General features: G+C 58.7%; 17 protein-coding genes, 1 tRNA gene and 1 pseudogene. 14 read left to right on the top strand and 5 right to left on the bottom strand.

Annotation, left to right across the window (positions count from 1 at the left end):
• Positions 1-32: 32 nt before the first annotated feature.
• The 10 genes and pseudogenes from HT585_RS23200 to HT585_RS31795 form a co-directional block, all read left to right on the top strand.
• Positions 33-998, top strand: a complete 966-nt coding sequence (locus HT585_RS23200) for an ABC transporter permease (RefSeq protein ID WP_176355169.1) — start codon at positions 33-35, stop codon at positions 996-998.
• A gap of 7 nt (positions 999-1,005) precedes the next feature.
• Positions 1,006-1,878 carry an ABC transporter permease gene (locus HT585_RS23195; protein ID WP_176355168.1) on the top strand — a complete coding sequence of 291 codons (873 nt, stop codon included), beginning with the start codon at positions 1,006-1,008 and terminating at the stop codon, positions 1,876-1,878.
• Between the two features lie 21 nt (positions 1,879-1,899).
• Positions 1,900-2,877, top strand: a complete 978-nt coding sequence (locus HT585_RS23190) for an ABC transporter ATP-binding protein (protein WP_176355430.1) — start codon at positions 1,900-1,902, stop codon at positions 2,875-2,877.
• Complete coding sequence (locus HT585_RS23185; RefSeq protein ID WP_176355167.1) at positions 2,877-3,905, top strand: ABC transporter ATP-binding protein; 1,029 nt, start codon at positions 2,877-2,879, stop codon at positions 3,903-3,905. Before HT585_RS23190 ends, HT585_RS23185 begins: the two co-directional genes overlap by 1 nt.
• Entirely contained in the window at positions 3,902-5,374 is a 1,473-nt protein-coding gene (locus HT585_RS23180; RefSeq protein WP_176355166.1) for an ABC transporter substrate-binding protein, read from the top strand. Before HT585_RS23185 ends, HT585_RS23180 begins: the two co-directional genes overlap by 4 nt.
• On the top strand, positions 5,367-6,827 hold the full coding sequence (locus tag HT585_RS23175) for an amidohydrolase family protein (RefSeq protein WP_176355165.1): 1,461 nt from the start codon (positions 5,367-5,369) through the stop codon (positions 6,825-6,827). Before HT585_RS23180 ends, HT585_RS23175 begins: the two co-directional genes overlap by 8 nt.
• 8 nt (positions 6,828-6,835) lie before the next feature.
• Positions 6,836-7,768 carry a dihydrodipicolinate synthase family protein gene (locus HT585_RS23170; protein WP_176355164.1) on the top strand — a complete coding sequence of 311 codons (933 nt, stop codon included), beginning with the start codon at positions 6,836-6,838 and terminating at the stop codon, positions 7,766-7,768.
• Positions 7,765-8,547, top strand: a complete 783-nt coding sequence (locus HT585_RS23165) for an SDR family oxidoreductase (RefSeq protein WP_176355163.1) — start codon at positions 7,765-7,767, stop codon at positions 8,545-8,547. The genes HT585_RS23170 and HT585_RS23165 overlap by 4 nt, the downstream gene beginning before the upstream one ends.
• Before the next feature lie 77 nt (positions 8,548-8,624).
• Positions 8,625-9,410: a PhzF family phenazine biosynthesis protein gene (locus HT585_RS23160; protein ID WP_176355162.1), complete on the top strand. Its 786-nt coding sequence runs from the start codon at positions 8,625-8,627 to the stop codon at positions 9,408-9,410.
• 200 nt (positions 9,411-9,610) lie between these two features.
• Positions 9,611-9,775, top strand: a pseudogene (locus HT585_RS31795) (ATP-binding protein); the annotation flags it as partial.
• Positions 9,776-9,868: 93 nt separating this feature from the next.
• On the opposite strand, the gene HT585_RS23150 reads toward HT585_RS31795, so the two are convergent.
• The 3 genes from HT585_RS23150 to HT585_RS23140 all read right to left on the bottom strand — a co-directional run bounded on the left by HT585_RS23150 (position 9,869) and on the right by HT585_RS23140 (position 13,437).
• Positions 9,869-10,291, bottom strand: a complete 423-nt coding sequence (locus HT585_RS23150; RefSeq protein WP_176355160.1) for a response regulator — start codon at positions 10,289-10,291, stop codon at positions 9,869-9,871.
• A complete protein-coding gene (locus HT585_RS23145; RefSeq protein ID WP_176355159.1) occupies positions 10,288-11,415 on the bottom strand; it encodes a PAS domain-containing protein in 1,128 nt (375 codons plus the stop codon). Before HT585_RS23145 ends, HT585_RS23150 begins: the two co-directional genes overlap by 4 nt.
• Positions 11,416-11,664: 249 nt before the next feature.
• Complete coding sequence (locus tag HT585_RS23140) at positions 11,665-13,437, bottom strand: PAS domain S-box protein (protein WP_176355158.1); 1,773 nt, start codon at positions 13,435-13,437, stop codon at positions 11,665-11,667.
• A gap of 583 nt (positions 13,438-14,020) precedes the next feature.
• On the opposite strand from HT585_RS23140, the gene HT585_RS23135 reads away from it, so the two are divergent.
• Positions 14,021-14,302: a type II toxin-antitoxin system RelE/ParE family toxin gene (locus HT585_RS23135; RefSeq protein WP_176355157.1), complete on the top strand. Its 282-nt coding sequence runs from the start codon at positions 14,021-14,023 to the stop codon at positions 14,300-14,302.
• A gap of 30 nt (positions 14,303-14,332) precedes the next feature.
• Complete coding sequence (locus tag HT585_RS23130; RefSeq protein WP_176355156.1) at positions 14,333-14,632, top strand: HigA family addiction module antitoxin; 300 nt, start codon at positions 14,333-14,335, stop codon at positions 14,630-14,632.
• 223 nt (positions 14,633-14,855) lie between these two features.
• On the opposite strand, the gene HT585_RS23125 is transcribed toward HT585_RS23130, so the two are convergent.
• Positions 14,856-15,941, bottom strand: coding sequence for a nucleotidyltransferase family protein (locus tag HT585_RS23125; protein WP_176355155.1), 1,086 nt, complete (start codon positions 15,939-15,941; stop codon positions 14,856-14,858).
• 158 nt (positions 15,942-16,099) lie between these two features.
• Here HT585_RS23125 and HT585_RS23120 point away from each other — a divergent pair.
• Both HT585_RS23120 and HT585_RS23115 read left to right on the top strand, forming a co-directional pair.
• Positions 16,100-16,172, top strand: a tRNA-Leu gene (locus tag HT585_RS23120).
• A 180-nt stretch (positions 16,173-16,352) separates the two neighbouring features.
• Positions 16,353-17,219, top strand: coding sequence for an amino acid ABC transporter substrate-binding protein (locus tag HT585_RS23115; RefSeq protein ID WP_176355154.1), 867 nt, complete (start codon positions 16,353-16,355; stop codon positions 17,217-17,219).
• Between the two features lie 441 nt (positions 17,220-17,660).
• Here the strand turns inward: HT585_RS23115 and HT585_RS23110 are convergent, their stop codons facing one another.
• Entirely contained in the window at positions 17,661-18,053 is a 393-nt protein-coding gene (locus tag HT585_RS23110) for a cupin domain-containing protein (RefSeq protein ID WP_246707869.1), read from the bottom strand.
• Between the last annotated feature and the right edge of the window lie 11 nt (positions 18,054-18,064).

Genomic DNA, 18,064 nt, shown 5'->3' with positions numbered 1-18,064 from the left:
CTTTCAGTCTCGAATCTGATGGAACATCGGTCTTGCTCGGTTACACAATAAAACGGCTCCTGCAGATGGTGCTGGTTCTCTTTGTCGTGTCAATCATCGTCTTCTTGATGATGAGCTTCACCGGAGATCCGGTCTTCATGGTGATCCCAATCGATTCCACACAAGCCGAAATCGAGCAGGCGCGACGTCTCCTGGGTCTCGATCAATCGCTCTTCAGCCAGTATTGGATCTTTCTGTCCAACCTGCTGCAGGGCGATTTCGGGCGATCCTACGTCTTCCGGCAGCCGGCGATGGACCTCATCCTCGAGCGCCTGCCTGCCACCATAGAAATGGTTCTGGTTGCCATGGCATTTGCCACAGTGATAGCCATTCCACTCGGCGTCTACGCCGGCGCCAACCCGAACCGCACCGCCTCTCGCGGCATCATGGCCGGATCTCTTTTCGGTATCTCCTTGCCGGGATTCTGGGTTGGCATGATGCTGATCTACTTCTTTTCGGTACGCCACCCGCTTCTTCCGTCATCGGGCCGGGGCGAGACTATCGAAATTCTCGGGCTGCGCCTCTCGATCTTCACGGCGGATGGTTGGTCGCATATCCTTCTTCCGGCTGTTACCCTGGCACTGGCCACCCTCGCCATCATCCTGCGCATCACACGCGCTGGCATGATGGAGGTCATGCGGCAAGACTATATCCGGTTTGCCCGCGCAAAAGGCGCCTCGCGAACACACATCCTCTTCGCACACGGCTTGAAGAATGCGCTCATTCCCGTCGTAACAATCTTCGGCCTACAGCTTGGCGACCTGATCGCGTTTGCAACCATCACCGAAACGATCTTTGCCTGGCCGGGCACTGGCAAGCTCCTGATCGATTCCATCTATCGCGGCGACCGACCCGTCATCGTTGTCTACCTGATGCTGACCGCCTTCATTTTCGTCGTCATCAACTTCCTCGTCGACATCGTCTATACGGTGATCGACCCTCGTATCACCGTCAAGTGAGGGCCAGATGCAGCGATTGCTTTCCTCCGAGTTCGTTCACAACTACCGCCACAATATTCCCGCGGTGTTGGGCAGCTTGCTCGTCCTTGCCTTTGCGTTCCTGGCCATTTTCGGCCCCTTGCTTGTTTGGCAGGATCCTTACGACGTTTCGCAGCTGGAGCTGATGGACAGTTTCAAGCCTCCCGTTTGGCTGGAAGGCGGCCATCCGCGTTACCTTCTTGGCACAGACGGACAGGGCCGCGATGTCCTGGCCTCGATCATATATGGCGCGCGGATCTCCGCCTTCATAGGCATTGCAGCGATGGCTTGTTCCTGCGTGATCGGCACCATCCTCGGCCTCATATCCGGTTACTACGGGGGCATGCTGGACGCCGTCATCATGCGGGTTGCCGACATCCAGCTTTCCTTCCCATCGATGCTGATCGCCCTGTTCCTGATGTCGGCATTCGGCAACGGGATAGGCATGATCCTTATCGCGCTGACTGCTGTCGGATGGGTCGTCTATGCGCGCACCGTGCGAGGCTCGACACTCAGCGAAATCCAGAAGGAATATATCCAGGCGGCGCGCGTGGCAGGCCTCAGCGACACCGAGATCATCCGCCGCCATGTGCTGCCCAACGTCCTGACACCGCTGATCGTTGTCTCGACAATCCAAGTGGGCAGTTTCATCCTTATCGAGGCATCACTGAGCTTTCTGGGCGTCGGTGTCCCCATCACCGAGCCTTCGCTGGGATTGCTGGTCAAGGAAGGTTTCGACGTTCTTTTCTCCGGCATCTGGTGGACGTCGGCCTTTCCCGGCCTCTTCATCATGTTCCTGGTGTTCGGCATAAACCTGTTCGGCGACTTCTTGCGCGACGAACTCAATCCGCGGCTTCGCTGAGCCATGAGGGAGGACGCGCGCATGGCAGAACCGCTACTTGATCTGCGGGAACTTCAGACTCATTTCCAGACGTTCGGCGGGCTCGTGAAGGCCGTGGACGGGGTTAGCTTCAACGTCAAGGCCGGCGAGATCGTTGGTCTTGTCGGAGAATCCGGTGGCGGCAAGTCGGTCATAGGCTTTTCGATTCTCGGGCTCGTCGATCCCCCCGGACGCATTGCCGGTGGCGAAATCCGATTTGACGGTCGCGACATCTCAAAGCTCGGCGAACGCGAGATGCGCAACGTACGCGGGCGTGATATCGCCATGGTCTTCCAGGACCCCATGACCTCGCTGAATCCGGTCTATACGATTGGCAGACAGATGGACGAGGTATTGCGGCTGCATACCAATCTCGACGAGGCGGCCAGACGTATTCGTTGCATTCGTATGTTGGAGGACGTCGGCATATCAGGAGCCGAAAGCCGGCTGGATGCCTATCCGCACCAGTTTTCCGGCGGTATGCGGCAGCGTGTCGTCATCGCTATCGCCCTTTTGGCCGGCTCGCGCCTCATCATCGCCGATGAGCCGACGACAGCCCTTGACGTAACGGTCCAGTCACAGATCCTCAAGCTCATGCGTCGCCAGGTTCAGGAGACCGGAGCCGCAATGATTCTCATCACACACGACCTTGCGGTGGTGTCGGAAATGGCTGACCGCGTTGTGGTGCTTTACTGCGGCAAGGTCGTCGAACGCGGGCTAACCGAAGAGGTCATCAGGAGCCCGGCGCATCCTTATACGCGCGGCTTGCTAGACAGCATTCCTCGCATCACCGACCGTCAGCGCCGTCTACGGCAAATTCCGGGAACTGTGCCCGATATTCGCACTCTGGGCGCCGGCTGTTCATTTCGCGGCCGATGCGCACACGCTCAGCCCCTTTGTGCCGAACGCTCCCCCGAACTTGCCCCAGTGCGTGGATCGCTCGATGCTGCCTGTCACTTTCCGCTCCAGGAGACGCTCTGATGACGCAACCCGTTCTCGACGTCAGAAACCTCGTTAAATCCTTCACCGTCGGCGACGGAATTTTCGATCGCCTTCGGTTCACTGGCGGAAAACTGCTTGCGCCGCCTAAGGTGGTGAACGCGGTCAACAGCGTATCGCTGTCGATCGCGCCAGGAGAGGTACTCGCTCTGGTCGGGGAATCCGGTTGCGGAAAATCGACCGTCGCAAAAACGATTGCCCGTATTCACGCCCCGACGTCCGGTGAGATTCGCATCGATGGCAAAGAAGTGTCCTGCCTGAACCAGAAAGAACTCAGGCCGGTCCGGCGCGAGCTTCAGATGATCTTTCAGGACCCCTACGCCTCCCTCAATCCGCGCCAGCGCATTAAAGACATCGTCATCGAACCACTGCGCGCGCAATCCGACCGGAGAATGAGCAGCAGCGACATTGATGCGGAGGCAATCAAGCTCCTCGCGCGCGTCGGTCTCAATGCGGAACAGGCAAACCGCTATCCCCATCAGTTCTCTGGAGGGCAGCGCCAGCGTATCGGAATTGCCCGCGCCTTGTCGGTAAGGCCCAAGCTGATCATAGCCGACGAGCCGGTCTCCGCACTCGACGTCTCGATCCAGGCGCAAATCCTCAACCTGATGATGGACCTGCGCGACGAATTCGGCCTGTCTTATCTATTCGTCTCGCATGACCTTTCGGTCGTCCACCACATCGCCGACCGGGTTGCCGTCATGTATCTCGGCTTCATGGTCGAGACAGCTTCGCGCGACCAGCTTTTTGCCACTCCCCGGCACCCCTACACGCAGGCTTTGCTTTCAGCCGCGCCAAACGTCGACAAGGCATTGCGCAAGCCGCAGGCGGAAATCACCGGAGAGGTGCCGAGCGCACTCAATCTACCGTCCGGCTGCTGTTTTCGAACCCGCTGTCCGCTTGCCTTTGCGCGCTGTGCGGTGGAGCGTCCGGCGCTTCTTCCACAGCGCGGCGGGGGCAGCGTTGCCTGCCATTTGCACGATACCGTTCCGGAGGCCTTCCCGACATGACCACAGCAACCATCGTTCAACCACGGCTACGGCTCGAAGACCCTCATGATTGCACTGACGCAAATGACGTCCTGTGCGTGTTCGACGCCTTTTTCGACGGACTTGTACGCTTCGGAAAAGACGGCGGCTACAGTCCTGCGATCGCAGAGAGCTGGATTGTGTCCCGCGATGCGCGCGACTGGACGTTCGTTCTGCGCGAAAACCTTCTCTTTCATGACGGCAGCGACTGCGACGCGACTGCAGTCATCCTGTCACTGCGCCGCATGGCGCGGGCAGACAAGGGATATACGCTCGGCGCGCCAGGCGTCTGGCATCAGTATCTTGGCGACGCGCAAATCTCCGCGCCAGATCGCAGAACGGTCAAGATCGCGCTTACCCACCCCATGGCAGATCTTCTCGACGTCCTCGTCTACGGCTATGTCATCGCGCCAGCTGCACTGGAGCGCTATGAGCGCGGTGACGCGACCACTCCGATCGGAACCGGGCCCTACCGTTTTGAAACGTTTACAGAAGGTTACGAGATCACTGGCTCGCGCTTCGAAGGCTGGCATGGCGCAAGACCGGCAAACGCGGGTATCCGCTTCCTCCTCGAGCCAGACGCAAGCCGGCGACAAAACATGCTCCTTGCCGGCAATGCGCAAGTTGCAAACAGCCTTGGCTCTCAGCAATCCTGTGATCTAGACGACACCGGAGGCCATACCCGCATCGTTTCGCTGGTGCCGGTCTCCATTATTTACCTCTTCAACAGCGCCAGCGGCCCGTTTGCCGACCCGCGTGTTCGCCGCGCTACCAACCTGGCGCTCGACCGCAACGCATTGGTCGAGACGGTGGTCGGCGGCGCGGCTCGCCCGCTCCTTGGCTTCGTCAGTCCCTCCCATTTTGGCGCCGAGGATAGCGCACTCGACATGTCGCGTGATCTTGCTGAAGCAAAGCGGCTCTTGATCGATGCCGGCCATGGCGGTGGCTTGGTCATCAACGTCGATTGCCCAACACGCCTGCCCGACGAAGCAGAAGCGCTGACGGCAGCGATCGGACTCCAACTTGCCGACATCGGTATATCGTTCCGTGTTCATCGCCACGAAGACCGCGAGGCCTACGCCCATGGCGTGCGCTTGAAGAAGGTGCACGACATGTGCGTTTTCGATTCCAGTCCGCTCAGCACCTTCCGCGTGCTTGCCGAGAAGATCGATGCGCGTACACGCGGCTCCTGGTGGCTCGGCTACCACAATGGCGAGGTCGAGCGACTCATCGACGAGGGCCGTCGAACCACCGACAACACGGCGCGTGCCGCAATTTACGCAAGCACCTATCGCCTGTTGCAGCAGGATCCGCCGTGGCTTTATCTTTACAATCCCCTGCGCGTTACGGGACTGGCCGGCAAACATCCACAATGGCGTATGCGGCCGGACGCGGTCCTAGACGTGACCATGCTGCCAGATTTTGGGCAGGCGGCTGACCACCATGATTGACATCGACCTGCTGTTCTCCGGCGGCACGATCATCACAATGGATGACAGACGCCGCGTCATCGACGACGGTGCGATTGCAGTGAGCGCCGACCGGATTATCGACGTCGGCCCGTCCGCACTTCTAGCGTCACGCTATCGGGCCGGGCGCACCATCCACACAACTGGCAGGGTCCTTATTCCAGGTCTGATCGACGTTCACGCGCATGCCGGCCACGGTCTGATCAAAACGATGGGCATGGAACAGGCGGGCCACTGGGAAGAGCTCGTCAATGCTGCCTACACGGTCGGGACGACGCCCGAATTCTGGCATGCGGAAGCGCAGCTTGCTGCGCTGGAGCGGTTGCGTTTCGGTGTGACGTGCGGTGTATCGCTGCTGGGCGGCGGCGACACAATCATGCGCACCGACGACGCGGACTATGGGACAGCGCATTGCGAGGGCGTTGCAGCCATCGGCACGCGGTCGGTGGTTGCAGTCGGAACTACGCGCCCGCCACACCCGCGCACCTATGCGCGTTGGGACGGTGATAAGCGCAGCGAACGTGCTGTGACATTCGAAGACCAGTTCGCAGTCTCGCGCGAATTGCTTGAACAGTGGCACGGCAAGGGCCGCATCCGTATCGCCCTCCTGACACCGGTGTTGCGAGACGAGCACGCCGCGACGCTGTCTTCAGGAGATTACGAGGCGGCCGTGCGCCAGACGCAGACCGTTCGCGCCCTGTCGCGCGAGGCAGGTGTGATCTTCACGCAGGACGGACACTGGCGCGGCTCGGTCCAGCGCGCCAAGAATATTGGCATGCTCGGACCGGATGCGTTGCTGTCGCACGCTATCGACCTGAGTGCCGAGGAAATCCGTATCGTCGCCGATACCGGGACGCGCATTGCCCATAACCCAAGCGCGATCGCCTCCATCCTCGGCCGATGCCCGGCAGTCGAAATGCTGGAGGCCGGCGTGGTCGTCGCTCTCGGCTCCGACGCGACGGCGCCAGATCGTTCCTCCGACATGTTCCGCCACATGCAGCAGTGCATGCATTATCACCGCACGTTCTTTCGCGACCCCTCGGTGCTTCCACCTGGAAAAGTCTTGGAGATGGCTACGATCGATGCTGCTACAGCGCTTGGCCTCGAAGGCGAGATTGGATCTCTTCAGGCTGGAAAGAAGGCCGATATTGTCGTCATTGACATGGCCCGCCCGCATCTGGCGCCCTTCCAGATGCCGGCTTTCCGCGCGGTTTATTTCGCCAATGGCAACGATGTCGACATGGTCGTGATCGATGGCGAGATCCTGCTGGAGGGCGGTCTGCCGGTCAAGGCGGATATGGAGGCGATTCTAAACGCGGCCAACGCAGAGGCCGACGATCTCGTCGCCCGCATGAACCTGAAATCCATGATTGGTCTGCCGGAAGGCTTCTTCGGCGCGGCCCGTTATCCCAACGCAAACGCTAAAACTGAATGAGGACCGCCATGGGTAGACTGACCGAGGACGCAAACGGCGTCTATATCATCGCACTGACGCCATTCACCGACACGGGCGCGCTCGATCTCGAGAGCACCGATCGGATGGTCGATTTCTATCTGGAACGAGGTGCTACCGGCCTTACGGTGCTCGGCATGATGGGTGAAGCACAGAAGCTGACCACAGATGAGTCGCAGGTCTACGTCCGGCGTATTTTGAAGCGCGTCAACGGACGGGTGCCGGTCGTCGCAGGAGTGTCGTCTACCGGTTTCGCCTCGATGAAGACGCTGACCGACATGGTCATGGAGGACGGCGCGGCGGGTGTCATGATCGCTCCGCCGGCGACCCTTCGAAACGACCAGCAGATTGTCAACTACTACCAGCAAGCGGCCGATTTCCTCGGCGACGTCCCATTCGTCCTACAGGACTTCCCGCTGGTGACGTCCGTGACAATTCCGGTGTCCGTCATTCAGGCTATCATAGACCAGGTTCCAACCTGCGTGTGCCTGAAGCACGAAGACTGGCCGGGCCTTGCCAAGATTACCGCATTGCGCAAGACCGCGAACGAGCATGGCAAGCGCCATATATCGATCCTGTGCGGAAACGGCGGCCTGTTTCTGCCGGAAGAAATGGCGCGCGGTGCAGATGGTGCCATGACCGGTTTTGCCTATCCCGAAATGATGCGGGACGTCGTGCATCTCCACCGCGAAGGCGATGCGGCGCAGGCGCAGAATATCTTCGACGCCTACCTTCCGCTTGCACGTTACGAACAGCAACCTGGTCTGGGCCTCTCCATTCGCAAATACGTGATGGCCAAGCGCGGCGCAATCACATCGTCCACCTTGCGCAAACCCGGTACGATCCTGTCGAAGGACGATGTCTCCGAAATCGAACGGCTTATTGAACGACAGACGAAACGCCTGCTGGAGCTTGGACAATGAACCTTGGACTTAAAGACAAAACGGCTCTGGTGCTCGGCGCAAGCCGTGGTCTGGGCGCAGCCATCGCCTCCGGTCTCGCCGCAGAAGGCGCAACAGTTTTTGCCGCAGCACGGTCGGTGGAGAAGACCGAAGCCTGGGCCCACGCCTTACCGCAAGGCACTGGAGTTGTGTCACCCATCCCACTGGACCTCGGCGATTTGAGGAGCGTTGATGACCTTGCCGATCGCCTGCTGGCAAAGGGCGGCGTCGACATTGTCATCAACAACACCGGAGGGCCGCCCCCCGCCTCCGCTGTCGAGGCTTCGCGCGCAGACTGGCTTATCCAATTCGAGACGATGGCCGCAAACCTGTTCCACCTGACTGGCCGGCTTTTGCCCCCTATGCGGGCAAGGAGATGGGGCAGGATCATCACTTTGACGTCGTCCGGTGTAGAGCAACCCATCCCAAGGCTGGCCCTTTCCAACGGTATCCGGTCGGCCATTGTGGGATGGTCGAAAACACTCGCCGACGAGGTCGCAGCCGATGGTGTTACGGTCAACGTACTCTTGCCCGGCCGCATCCACACGCAACGCGTCGATGAACTCGACGCAAGTGCGGCCAAACGCTCCGAACGCAGCCCCGCAGACATTGCCGCCGCATCTGCCGCCAGCATTCCCGTCGGCCGTTACGGGCGCCCGGACGAATTTGCCGACGTCGCCGTGTTTCTGGCGTCTGAGCGCGCTTCCTACATTACCGGATCAAAAATCCGGGTGGATGGCGGGGCAATTCGCGGAATATAGGACCGTAATTGTCCTTAGGGCATGCGCTATTTTACCCTCTTTTGGTTTTGCACATCGGTGCGAGGAGATCCCACGGCATGCGCGTTCCTATATTTCAAATCGACGCCTTCACAGACAGGCTCTTTGCCGGAAACCCCGCCGCGGTCATGGTCCTGCCAAGTTACCTGGACGATGCGGTGTTGCAGGCAATCGCAGCCGAAAACAACCTCGCTGAAACCGCCTTTCTGGTTCCTCAGTCCGGGCAGTATCATCTGCGCTGGTTCACCCCGGCTGTGGAGGTTCCCCTGTGCGGTCATGCGACTTTGGCAAGTGCCGCCGTCGTGATGGAACGACTGGAGCCAGGCCGCAACAGCGTCGTCTTCAATACGGCAAGCGGCCCTTTGGCGATCCATCGCAAGCAAAACGGATACGTTATGGATTTTCCGTCCCGGCCGTCTGAAAAAACTTCTACCCCATCGGGATTAGCCGAGGCCCTAGGCGCCGTTCCAATAGAAGTCTTCAGCAGCCCGTTCAATTACCTTGTCTTGCTGGAGGATGCCCGCAGCGTCCGCACGCTCGCACCCGACTTCAGGGCAATCGCTGACCTTGATCGACCGGGTGTCATCGTCACAGCAGCAGGTGACGAGCGCTATGATTTTGTGAGCCGATACTTTGCGCCCGCCAAGGGCGTCCCGGAAGATCCCGTGACGGGCGCCGCTCACTGCATGCTAGCACCTTACTGGGCGGCGAAAACAGGAAAGTCGGCTTTTCGCGCTTATCAAGCATCCCGCCGCGGCGGCGAGGTCGTGTGTTTGATTTCAGGTGGTCGAGTAGAACTTGAGGGCAGCTGCGTCTTCTATCTGGAAGGCCACGCGGAAATCTAGGCCGCAAATGAACGAATACTGAATGTCCTTAGTTCTTAAACGATCGCCTGGCAAAGCAGAGCTGAAGCAATTTTCAGCCTCTTTTTCAAATCTCAAGACCAAACGCGGTCCTAATAGCCGTGAAGAAGTTGAATCACAGCCAGTTCAAACGCGGAAAATTGCTCCCAAGGCTGCCCCGCATCCTCGGCGGTCTCCTCTAGTCGGATATCGCCGAGAAGCAGGCCCGCTCCATTCGCTACCAGCTCAGCATCGCCAAGCTGCCGCTCGCCAAGGATATCGACGACTTCGACTTCGCCAATACGCCCATCAATGAGCCGCTGGTTCGGGAATTGGCCACCGCCATCTTCGTCGCTGTCAATCGGCACCCAAGACTGACCCCATAAGCCGTTCTGATCATCACCGACCAGCGCCATGCAGTAGCGCGACAGGGCGTCGAAAACGATAGCATGTGAAGATGATTAATTGCGGACAGGCCTCGGAGCGTCTTGCGCAAGCACAAGGCTGGCAGGCGGCGGCATGCTGTCGTCTCCTTGTACCAATGCCGAGATGTAGGCTAGCGCGTTCGCCATGCCGTTTATCGTGTAAGGCTTCTCGATTGCCCCGATCGCGCCTGCGAAGTCGTCTGGAAGTTTCTTGATGTTGCCGCTGACGAAGACGTAGGGAATGCGCTTCTCGGCGAGCATACGTCCCACGTTAATACCCGTTGGGCCGTCCTGCAGGTTGATATCGACGAAAGCAAACTCCGGCGGCGCGTCGCGGACGATGTCGGCTGCCTGCCCACTGCTTGCCGCAACCCCGACGACCGAATGGCCCGCCGCCTCCACTTCGCTCTCCAGTTCCATGGCGAGCAGCATCTCGTCCTCGACGATCATGACTTTCAATAGGGTACATCCTTTTCGCTTTCCACAAGCAGCGTAACGTCAACGATCGTTCGCCTGCCCGCCTGGGTTCGCTCGATCCTGGCCTCAACCTGGCGTGCCGAAGCCTCGAGCAGCATCCGACCCAACTCGGCGCTGGTTTCATCGGGTTCGACGGGTTCGGAGGTATCCTCGACCCGAATGAGGAAATGACCGTTCAGCCGTTTGACGAGGATATGGATCTCCCCTCCACCATCGCTGAGGCCCCGGCGTACGGCATCGCCGACGAGTTCGTTGACTATCAATGACAGCGGAGAGGCCTTTACCGCAGGTACGTAGACCGGGGTGAGATCAAGGGTAAGGTGGATGTCGTCACGCTTTATGGCTCCCACAAGGTCGGTCGCCAGCTCCCGAGCGAAGTCGGCAATGTCGAACCGGGCGACATCGTCGGTCGTAAACAACTTTCGCTGGACGGTGCTGATCGCCTCGATGCGGTTGAGTACCGACATCAACGCAGACCGTTGACCCTCGTCCTTTGTCAATCGCGCCTGCATCTTCACGATCGACGCCATCGTCAGAAGATTGTTCTTAACGCGATGATCGACTTCATGCACGAGCAACGTGCGCGTGGCGAGCGCGGCTCGCAGGTTCCTCGTTGCCTCGGCCACGGCCTCTTCAGCCTGGTGGCGGGCAGCGGCAAGTTCTGCCTCCCTGCTTTTGACGTTGGTGAAGTCGAGCTGCGACGCGAAGAAATAGACGATCTTGTCATTGTCGTCGCGAACCGGGGACAGGAACAGCGCGTTCCAAAACGACTGGCCGTTTTTCCTGTAGTTGAGGATGTCGACTGCGATATCTGATCCGGCGTCGATTGCCGAGCGGATCCGCGCTACGGTTTCCGGATTGGTATCCCCGCCTTGTAGAAAGCGACAGTTGCGCCCCACAACTTCGACGCTTGAATAGCCGGTGAGCTTCTCGAAGGCAGCGTTGCAGAAGATAATGGGATTGTCAGCTTGGGTCGGATCGGTGACAATCATCGGCATCCGCGTCGCCTTGAAGGCGGCTGCAAAAGGGTCTTCGCGCACGTGTCGCGCAACAAGGCGCTGTCCGGCGTCTCGCGCGTCTGTACGTCTCTGATCATATTCCTGCATGGCGGCCTGGTTGTTTAGTAATCAGACTTAATGCGGCGTGTGCCGTCTAGTTCCATCGCCCAGAATGCGGCTCGTCTCTTTGTATCCCCCAAAAATGAGAGATGTCGGGAGAGGCAATTAGGCCGAAGAATTTCGAATTCAAGGAATCAAAAATCGGAAGCCAAAGCCTGCCAAGAAGTGACCTTGAGCTGGCGGTGGACCTCGGGGCGAGGCATCGGTCGTCGCCATTCAACCGGACTGTTTCCTGGCTCACGCATCTATGTCGAGCACCGCGTCGATTTCGCAGACGACCCCTGCAGGATCGTAGCTGATTGTCGACCGGCCGTTCAGCTCGGCCGCGAGAAACCTCTCAACCAGACGCGAACCGAAGCCCTTCTTTGTTGGCGGCTTCACGGTGGGACCACCTTGTTCAGCCCACCTAAAGTGCAACCTGGCATTCGCTCCCTCATGCCCCTCCCCAAGGCGCCAGGAGATCCGGACCTTGCCCTGAGCAGCAGACAATGCGCCATATTTTGCGGCGTTCGTCGCCAACTCGTGGATAGCCAAAGAGAACGAGACAACTGCCTTTTGCGGTAGAAGCACGGGAGGTCCCTCAATCTTGAAACGTTCCGGGGGATAAGGCTCAAGCACTTGCCTGACCAGCGCCAAAAGATCGGCGCGCTGCCAGTCCCGATGCGTGAGCAGATCATGCGCCTTCGCCATCGACGTGAGCCGTTCCTGGAAGGCACCCACTTCGTCCTGCACCGTCCCGCTCCGCCCCAGGGTCTGGTTCGCGATGGCGAGCACGGTGGCAAAGACGTTCTTGACGCGATGATTGAGTTCACCGATCAAAACCGTCTGCAGACGTTCAGCCTCCTTTCTGGCCGTGATGTCCTGGGATATCTTCGAGGCGCCGATCGTCTTTCCGCTGCTGTCATATATAGGAGAAACGCTGAGTTGGACGTCGACAAGACGACCATCCTTTCTTCGACGCTGCGTTTCGTAGGGCTCTACGACGCTCCCGGCGCTGACCTGCCGCAGGATCTTCGGCTCCTCGTCGTGCCGCTCCTCCGGCACAAGCATCAAAACGGACTTTCCGACCGCCTCATCTCGCGAATATCCGTACAGCTTCTCGGCGGCAGCGTTCCAGTTTGTGATCGTCATGCCGAGATCGATACCGAGGATCGCATCGTTCGAGGACTCGATGATCGCAGCCAGGTGGCGTTCCGCCTCTTGCGCATCCTTGCTCGCCGAAATGTCGATGGCAATGAATCCAACCTGCCGGATCCGGCCATCGTCACCCCTGAGCGCCGAAACCGATATCGCCGTCCATACGAGGGACCCGTCCTTTCTGACGCACCTCTTCTCCATGTCGAAGGATTCGCCGATGTTGACGAGGCGCTCGAACCGTCGCTCGGCTTCCGCGAGGTCGTCTGGATACGTGATGTCCTGAAACCGAACGCCGACCAGGTCGTCTCTTCGATAGCCGAGCATCTCGCAGAAGCGCTGGTTGACGAGGACCAACCGGCCTGAAAGATCAGTCTGCCCGATACCTGCGGCGGACTGGGAAAAAAGCACCCGCAGACGTTCCTCGCTTTCCTTGAGGGCCTGCTGCGAGCGCACCCTTTCCGTAGTCTCGCTGACGATGCAGAAGACGCCGCGGATTTTGCCGTTCTCGTCTTTGATCGGCGAGTAGGAGATGTCGAAGTAAACTTGTTCCGGATGCCCGTGACGCTCGATGTAGAATTGGCGATCCTTGGCAGACACCGTCTCGCCACCGTGAAGGACCCGATCGAGCAACGGCTTGAGGTCTTCCCAGAGCTCGCTCCAGTTCTCCTTTGCCGGGCGCCCGAACGCCTGAGGATGCCTGAGGCCGATGGACGGAGCGTAAGCGTCGTTGTAGAGGGCGACGTACTGCTCGCCCCAAAACATCACGATCTGGGCGTGCGATGGAAGCATGATGTCGACGGCAGACTTCAAGCAGGCCGGCCATGCCGAGGGCGGCCCCAGGATCGACTCGTCCCAATTCCCGTCTTCAATCATACGCGCGATCTCAGCGGAAGCCGGATAGCGGTGTTGTCCAAGTGAAGTCACAGAAAACCAAGCCCCCAAGCTCTGTCGTCGCACATGATTTTCCGAGCCCAATTAGTCGTTCTTCCAGCGATATCAAGGGCATTGAAAGCTGCAGTCGAGTTCTGCGATTGGTAGAGGGATCGACGACTTTCACCAATCGCGAAAAAAATCCCTCAGTCAGCGATCCGTCCGGTTGGAGCCGATCATACTTGCTTGTCGGATCGAAATCGCGGCTCTCGGCGGCAGACACCCGCCTTTGGAATACCAACCAGGCCGATGACTCTGATCTTCTGCAGTCATATGGCTTCACCACTCTTGCATAGTGAGTGGCACTCATTGGTGACGGAGAAGTAAACGAACACGGTCCGTATCGATCTGCCCGGAATGCCGCTGTCACTGCAGGGCGAGTTTCACGCCTTGAGAGGAATTGAACCGAGCTCCATGACCTCCAAATATGTATGAGCCAGCCATTGCGAATCCGTATCGCGCGATGATACGTTTTGTGTTGACCTTCACTCGTATCACCGTATGATACACTTATGAAGAGCCAGACGTGATCAGGTCATTTAAGGACGCCAGAACCGAGGCCGTTGCATGCGGCAAGACACCAAAAGGCTTTCCTTCAGATATCGTGAGGTCGGCAATTCGCAAATTGACGATTCTGAACAGTGCTGCTGTTCTCGACGACTTGCGTTCGTCCCCGGGAAATCGACTTGAAGCGCTGAAGGGCGACAGGGAAGGCCAGCACTCGATCCGGAGCAATGATCAGTGGCGCATATGTTTCGTATGGACAGATGCAGGCATCGAAGACGTCGAAATTGTTGACTACCATTGAGAGCCAATCGTGGCACACAGGGAGCTTGAGATGACCCATATTCTTCCACCGGTCCATCCGGGCGAAATCCTCCGCGAGGAGTACCTACGTCCTCTGAACATGAGTGCCGGTGCATTGGCGAAAAAGCTCAATGTTCCTCGCACCCGCATCGAACGCATAGCGGCCGAGCAAACACCGATAACCACAGATACCGCCCTGCGCCTTGCTAAGTACTTCCGCACAACGCCCGAATTTTGGATGAACATTCAGACCAGCTTCAACCTCAAGACAGAGAAAATAGCGCTCCGTGGCGAACTGGAGTTGATCCCAGAAATCGATAGAGCGGTGTAATCGGTCCTGCGCAGTACACCGCCTTCCAAACGATACATTATGCGTCCCTGAACTTACAAAGCCATAACAAACCAGAACCCGCTGCGCCCGCGCAAGTGCTCCAGTCACTACTTGGCAAGGTAAGCGTCGACGGCAATTGAGCCATTGGTTCCGCCACCCAAAGATCGGCATCGGCGCGGGTTTTTGGTCAGAAACGAGCTGGTAATAAGAATGCGGTGAAGCCTCACCTATCTTCCTTAAATGGATCGACGCCGAGTTCTTTGAACAACGCTTCCGTCTTCGCCCGATCAGCCCGGCTCATGTGGCCGATCCCGGTCCTGATCGCGGAGCGCCAGGCCACTCCCCTCTCGCATGCCTCGTGCAATGCGTCCGACAGCTCATTGAGCCGATTGGCGACATCTAGCGCTTCGAACAGGAGACCGGCTTGCCTCAAGTCCTTGTCTCGTTTCGCGGAACCAAGCGTGTCAACGGCGCGGCGGCTGGCGACGATCAGCTTGTGGACCGCGTAGCGCTCCGGAGCTGGTACGATTACGCTGATGCCTGACTTGTGCAGCATGACGGCCCTGATCGGCTCATAGATCAGGAAGTCCAAGAATCTCAGGGGTTCTGCCGAGGCTCCACCAAGGGCGGGCATGTCGGCCGGTTTGTCCATGTGGTCATCTGATCCCCTGTTTCCGGTCAGGAACTCGACCTTGTAGCCACTGCGATTGATGAAGCCGGTCACACGCGGCGACCCCGAGCGATGCAACACCGGCCGGAATGTCGGATCGAGGCCCTTCAGGATATCGAGAATAGGTGGAAGGCTGTCCCCGACGTCGGCCGAGATCGCATAGTCCTGGGCGAAGTCCGCATCTCCGGTCTGGAATGAGGCAGCAGGCAGACGGACGCCCAGGTGTCCCGCGTAGGTCGAGAAGGCGACCGATCCAACGAGGCAGGCCCGCAGGCGGAAGATTCCGGCATTGGCAAGAGCTTCGACGACATCACCGGTAAAACGATCGGGTTCCGGCAACCCAGCCTCGCGAACGAGCGTCGAGACGAATTTGCGGCGAGCTTTGGCATCGTCTTTGATCGCCTTGAAATCCTCGACCCGTTTGTTGATCTCCGGATCGTCGGCCGGTCCAACATAGCGGCGCTGTTGGCGATACCCCTCTCCTTCCGGCGGCTTGTCGAAGTACCAGTATTTCCGGCCCTTGTTGTTGACCCCGACGAAGCGGCCTTCAACCGGAAAGTCGGCCGAGAAAGAAGCATCGAGCAGCCGTTGACCGAGTTCGGCGGTCATGGTGCGATACATGAGATCGATCTGCTTCATGTTGCCTCGCTGTACTAAATCGGAGTTTTTAGTACAGCGCCGAGAACGCAGAGCTATACTAAATCCTCACATTTAGTATAGCTCTGCTCCCACTTTTTCAATCGCAATCTGTATCGCGGCCAGATGGCCCGACCAACTTCCAGACCGAGGCAGTAGTCGACGTGGTATTCCTGTCGTTAGAGCCGTCGGCTGAGGCCTGATTGGTCGCAGGTTCGAGTCCTGCCCGTGTCCACCATACGACTGAATCCCTCGCAGTCGTGGCCGATCGGCGATGCCGCCGAGCGACACCTCGCGTCATTGGTTGACATATGAGGGGCAGTCCATAAGCTGGATATACGCCTTTGAGATCGATACCGTTTTCCGGGAGATAATGATCATGCAGGTGCCCCTCAGACCAGCACGGCCATTCGCATGAGACGGTTTCTGCTGGTAAGCCTCGCCCTTTGCTTTTCGGCTTTGGCGACCGCCGCCGCAACGCTCGACACCATTACGGAGCGTGGAACCGTGCGTATCGGTTACATCTCTGGTCAAGCGCCATTTTCCTCCGCCCAGCAAGGGACCGAGCCGGTGGGATATGCCATCGACCTGTGCCGCAAGATTGCTGACGAGATCGAACATCAATCTCCGCAACTGAAACGCGAATTTGTCGAGATGACCCTCGCCGGCGGCTTCGACGCGGTTGAGAATGAAGATATCGATTTGCTTTGCGGTTCCATCACCGTGAACTTGAAGAGGCGGGAAATCGTCGATTTCTCACAGCCAATCTTTCTCACCGGCGCGAGCGCCTTGCTGCGCAAGGATTCGCCCAGCTACCTGCAGGGGCTCTTCCGCACCGGATCGACCGTTCACACCGTCAGCGAGCGCGCTGCTACAAACGTGATCGGTATGCGCGCCAACACGACGACCGCAGGCACGCTTCGCGAGCAACTCGCAGTCCAGGAATCGACGACGAGACTTGCCGATTTCAACACGCATGAGGATGGGCTCAGGGCGCTAGAGGACCGCCGGATCGATGCCTACATCGCCGATCAGGTTCTGCTCATCAACCTTGCCAAGCGGGCGCGCGATCCATCCTCGCTCGCGGTCGGAGATCGCCTGATCACGCATGAACCCTATGCGATCGCGTTGCGTCGCAACGACGCCGACTTCCGTCTATTGGCGGACCGCGCGCTGACAGACTTCTATCTGTCGGATGAGTTTCTGCCGCTGCTGGAGACCTATTTCGGAGGCGAAGCGCCGATGCTGCACACGCAAATCATAATGCAACACGTGCCATAGTTCGTGTGCGCGCGCGGATACCACGCATTCGGAGAGTTTCCGGTACAACTTCCAATCCAACGAGGCCATCAAAGAGGTTTCGCTCGTTCCATGTGCGGTGGCCTACGTGTCGTCGAGGTGTGGCGACTGGAGTAGTCGCCGGCTTTTCCAGCTGTCTGCTATATACCGGGTCAAACGGCGTTTGCGCCGCTGAAAGGTCACGGTCGGTCTCGACGTCGCTCCCGCGGACGTATCGCAAGCTGCACGGGAAGCAGCCTGCTTCCTCGCTGCGCTTCAGATTATCCGCAACGGCCCATCTTCGTGATTGGCAATGCCCGACTGATGAGCAATTCCAGCCGATCCTTTACGCAATATTGGACGCGCACATTGGAAACTAACAAAGCACTGAGCTCCTGAAGCCTTCGCCGAAGCGTGCAATTTCCTCCAATCCGACGGGTCCAACTAGATTGCCTTAAAACTACTTGTTTCGCCGACACGCAGCGAGCCCTTGAATTCGATCGTAGTGAAGGCGAGGTGCGTCCCGCCAATGTTCGTCAGATCGTGAACCATTGCCTCGTCGGCAGCAAAGGCGAAGACCTTACAGTCGCCCGCGCGATAGTCGGTAACGACTGTGTTGCCGTCCGAGTGCATCGAGCGAGACCGTCCGGACGTCAGTGCAATCCAGCAATAATCCAGTTCATGTCGATGAAAGCCGAGCCGTTCGCCGGGGGCAAGGCTTATGTGCCAGACACGCACGAGTTCGGTCTCCGACACGAGAACTTGTCCGACCCGCTCGCCCGCATTCGCAATCTCGTCGCGAAAAGCCTTCGGCATTCCAACGCTGCTCTCAGTCATCTGCATCATCC

Origin of the sequence: Ensifer oleiphilus (genome assembly GCF_013371465.1) — a bacterium.
Classification (GTDB): Bacteria; Pseudomonadota; Alphaproteobacteria; order Rhizobiales; family Rhizobiaceae; genus Ensifer; species Ensifer oleiphilus.
Note: the sequence above shows the minus strand (reverse complement) of the source record. Positions and strands in the feature narration are given on the sequence as shown.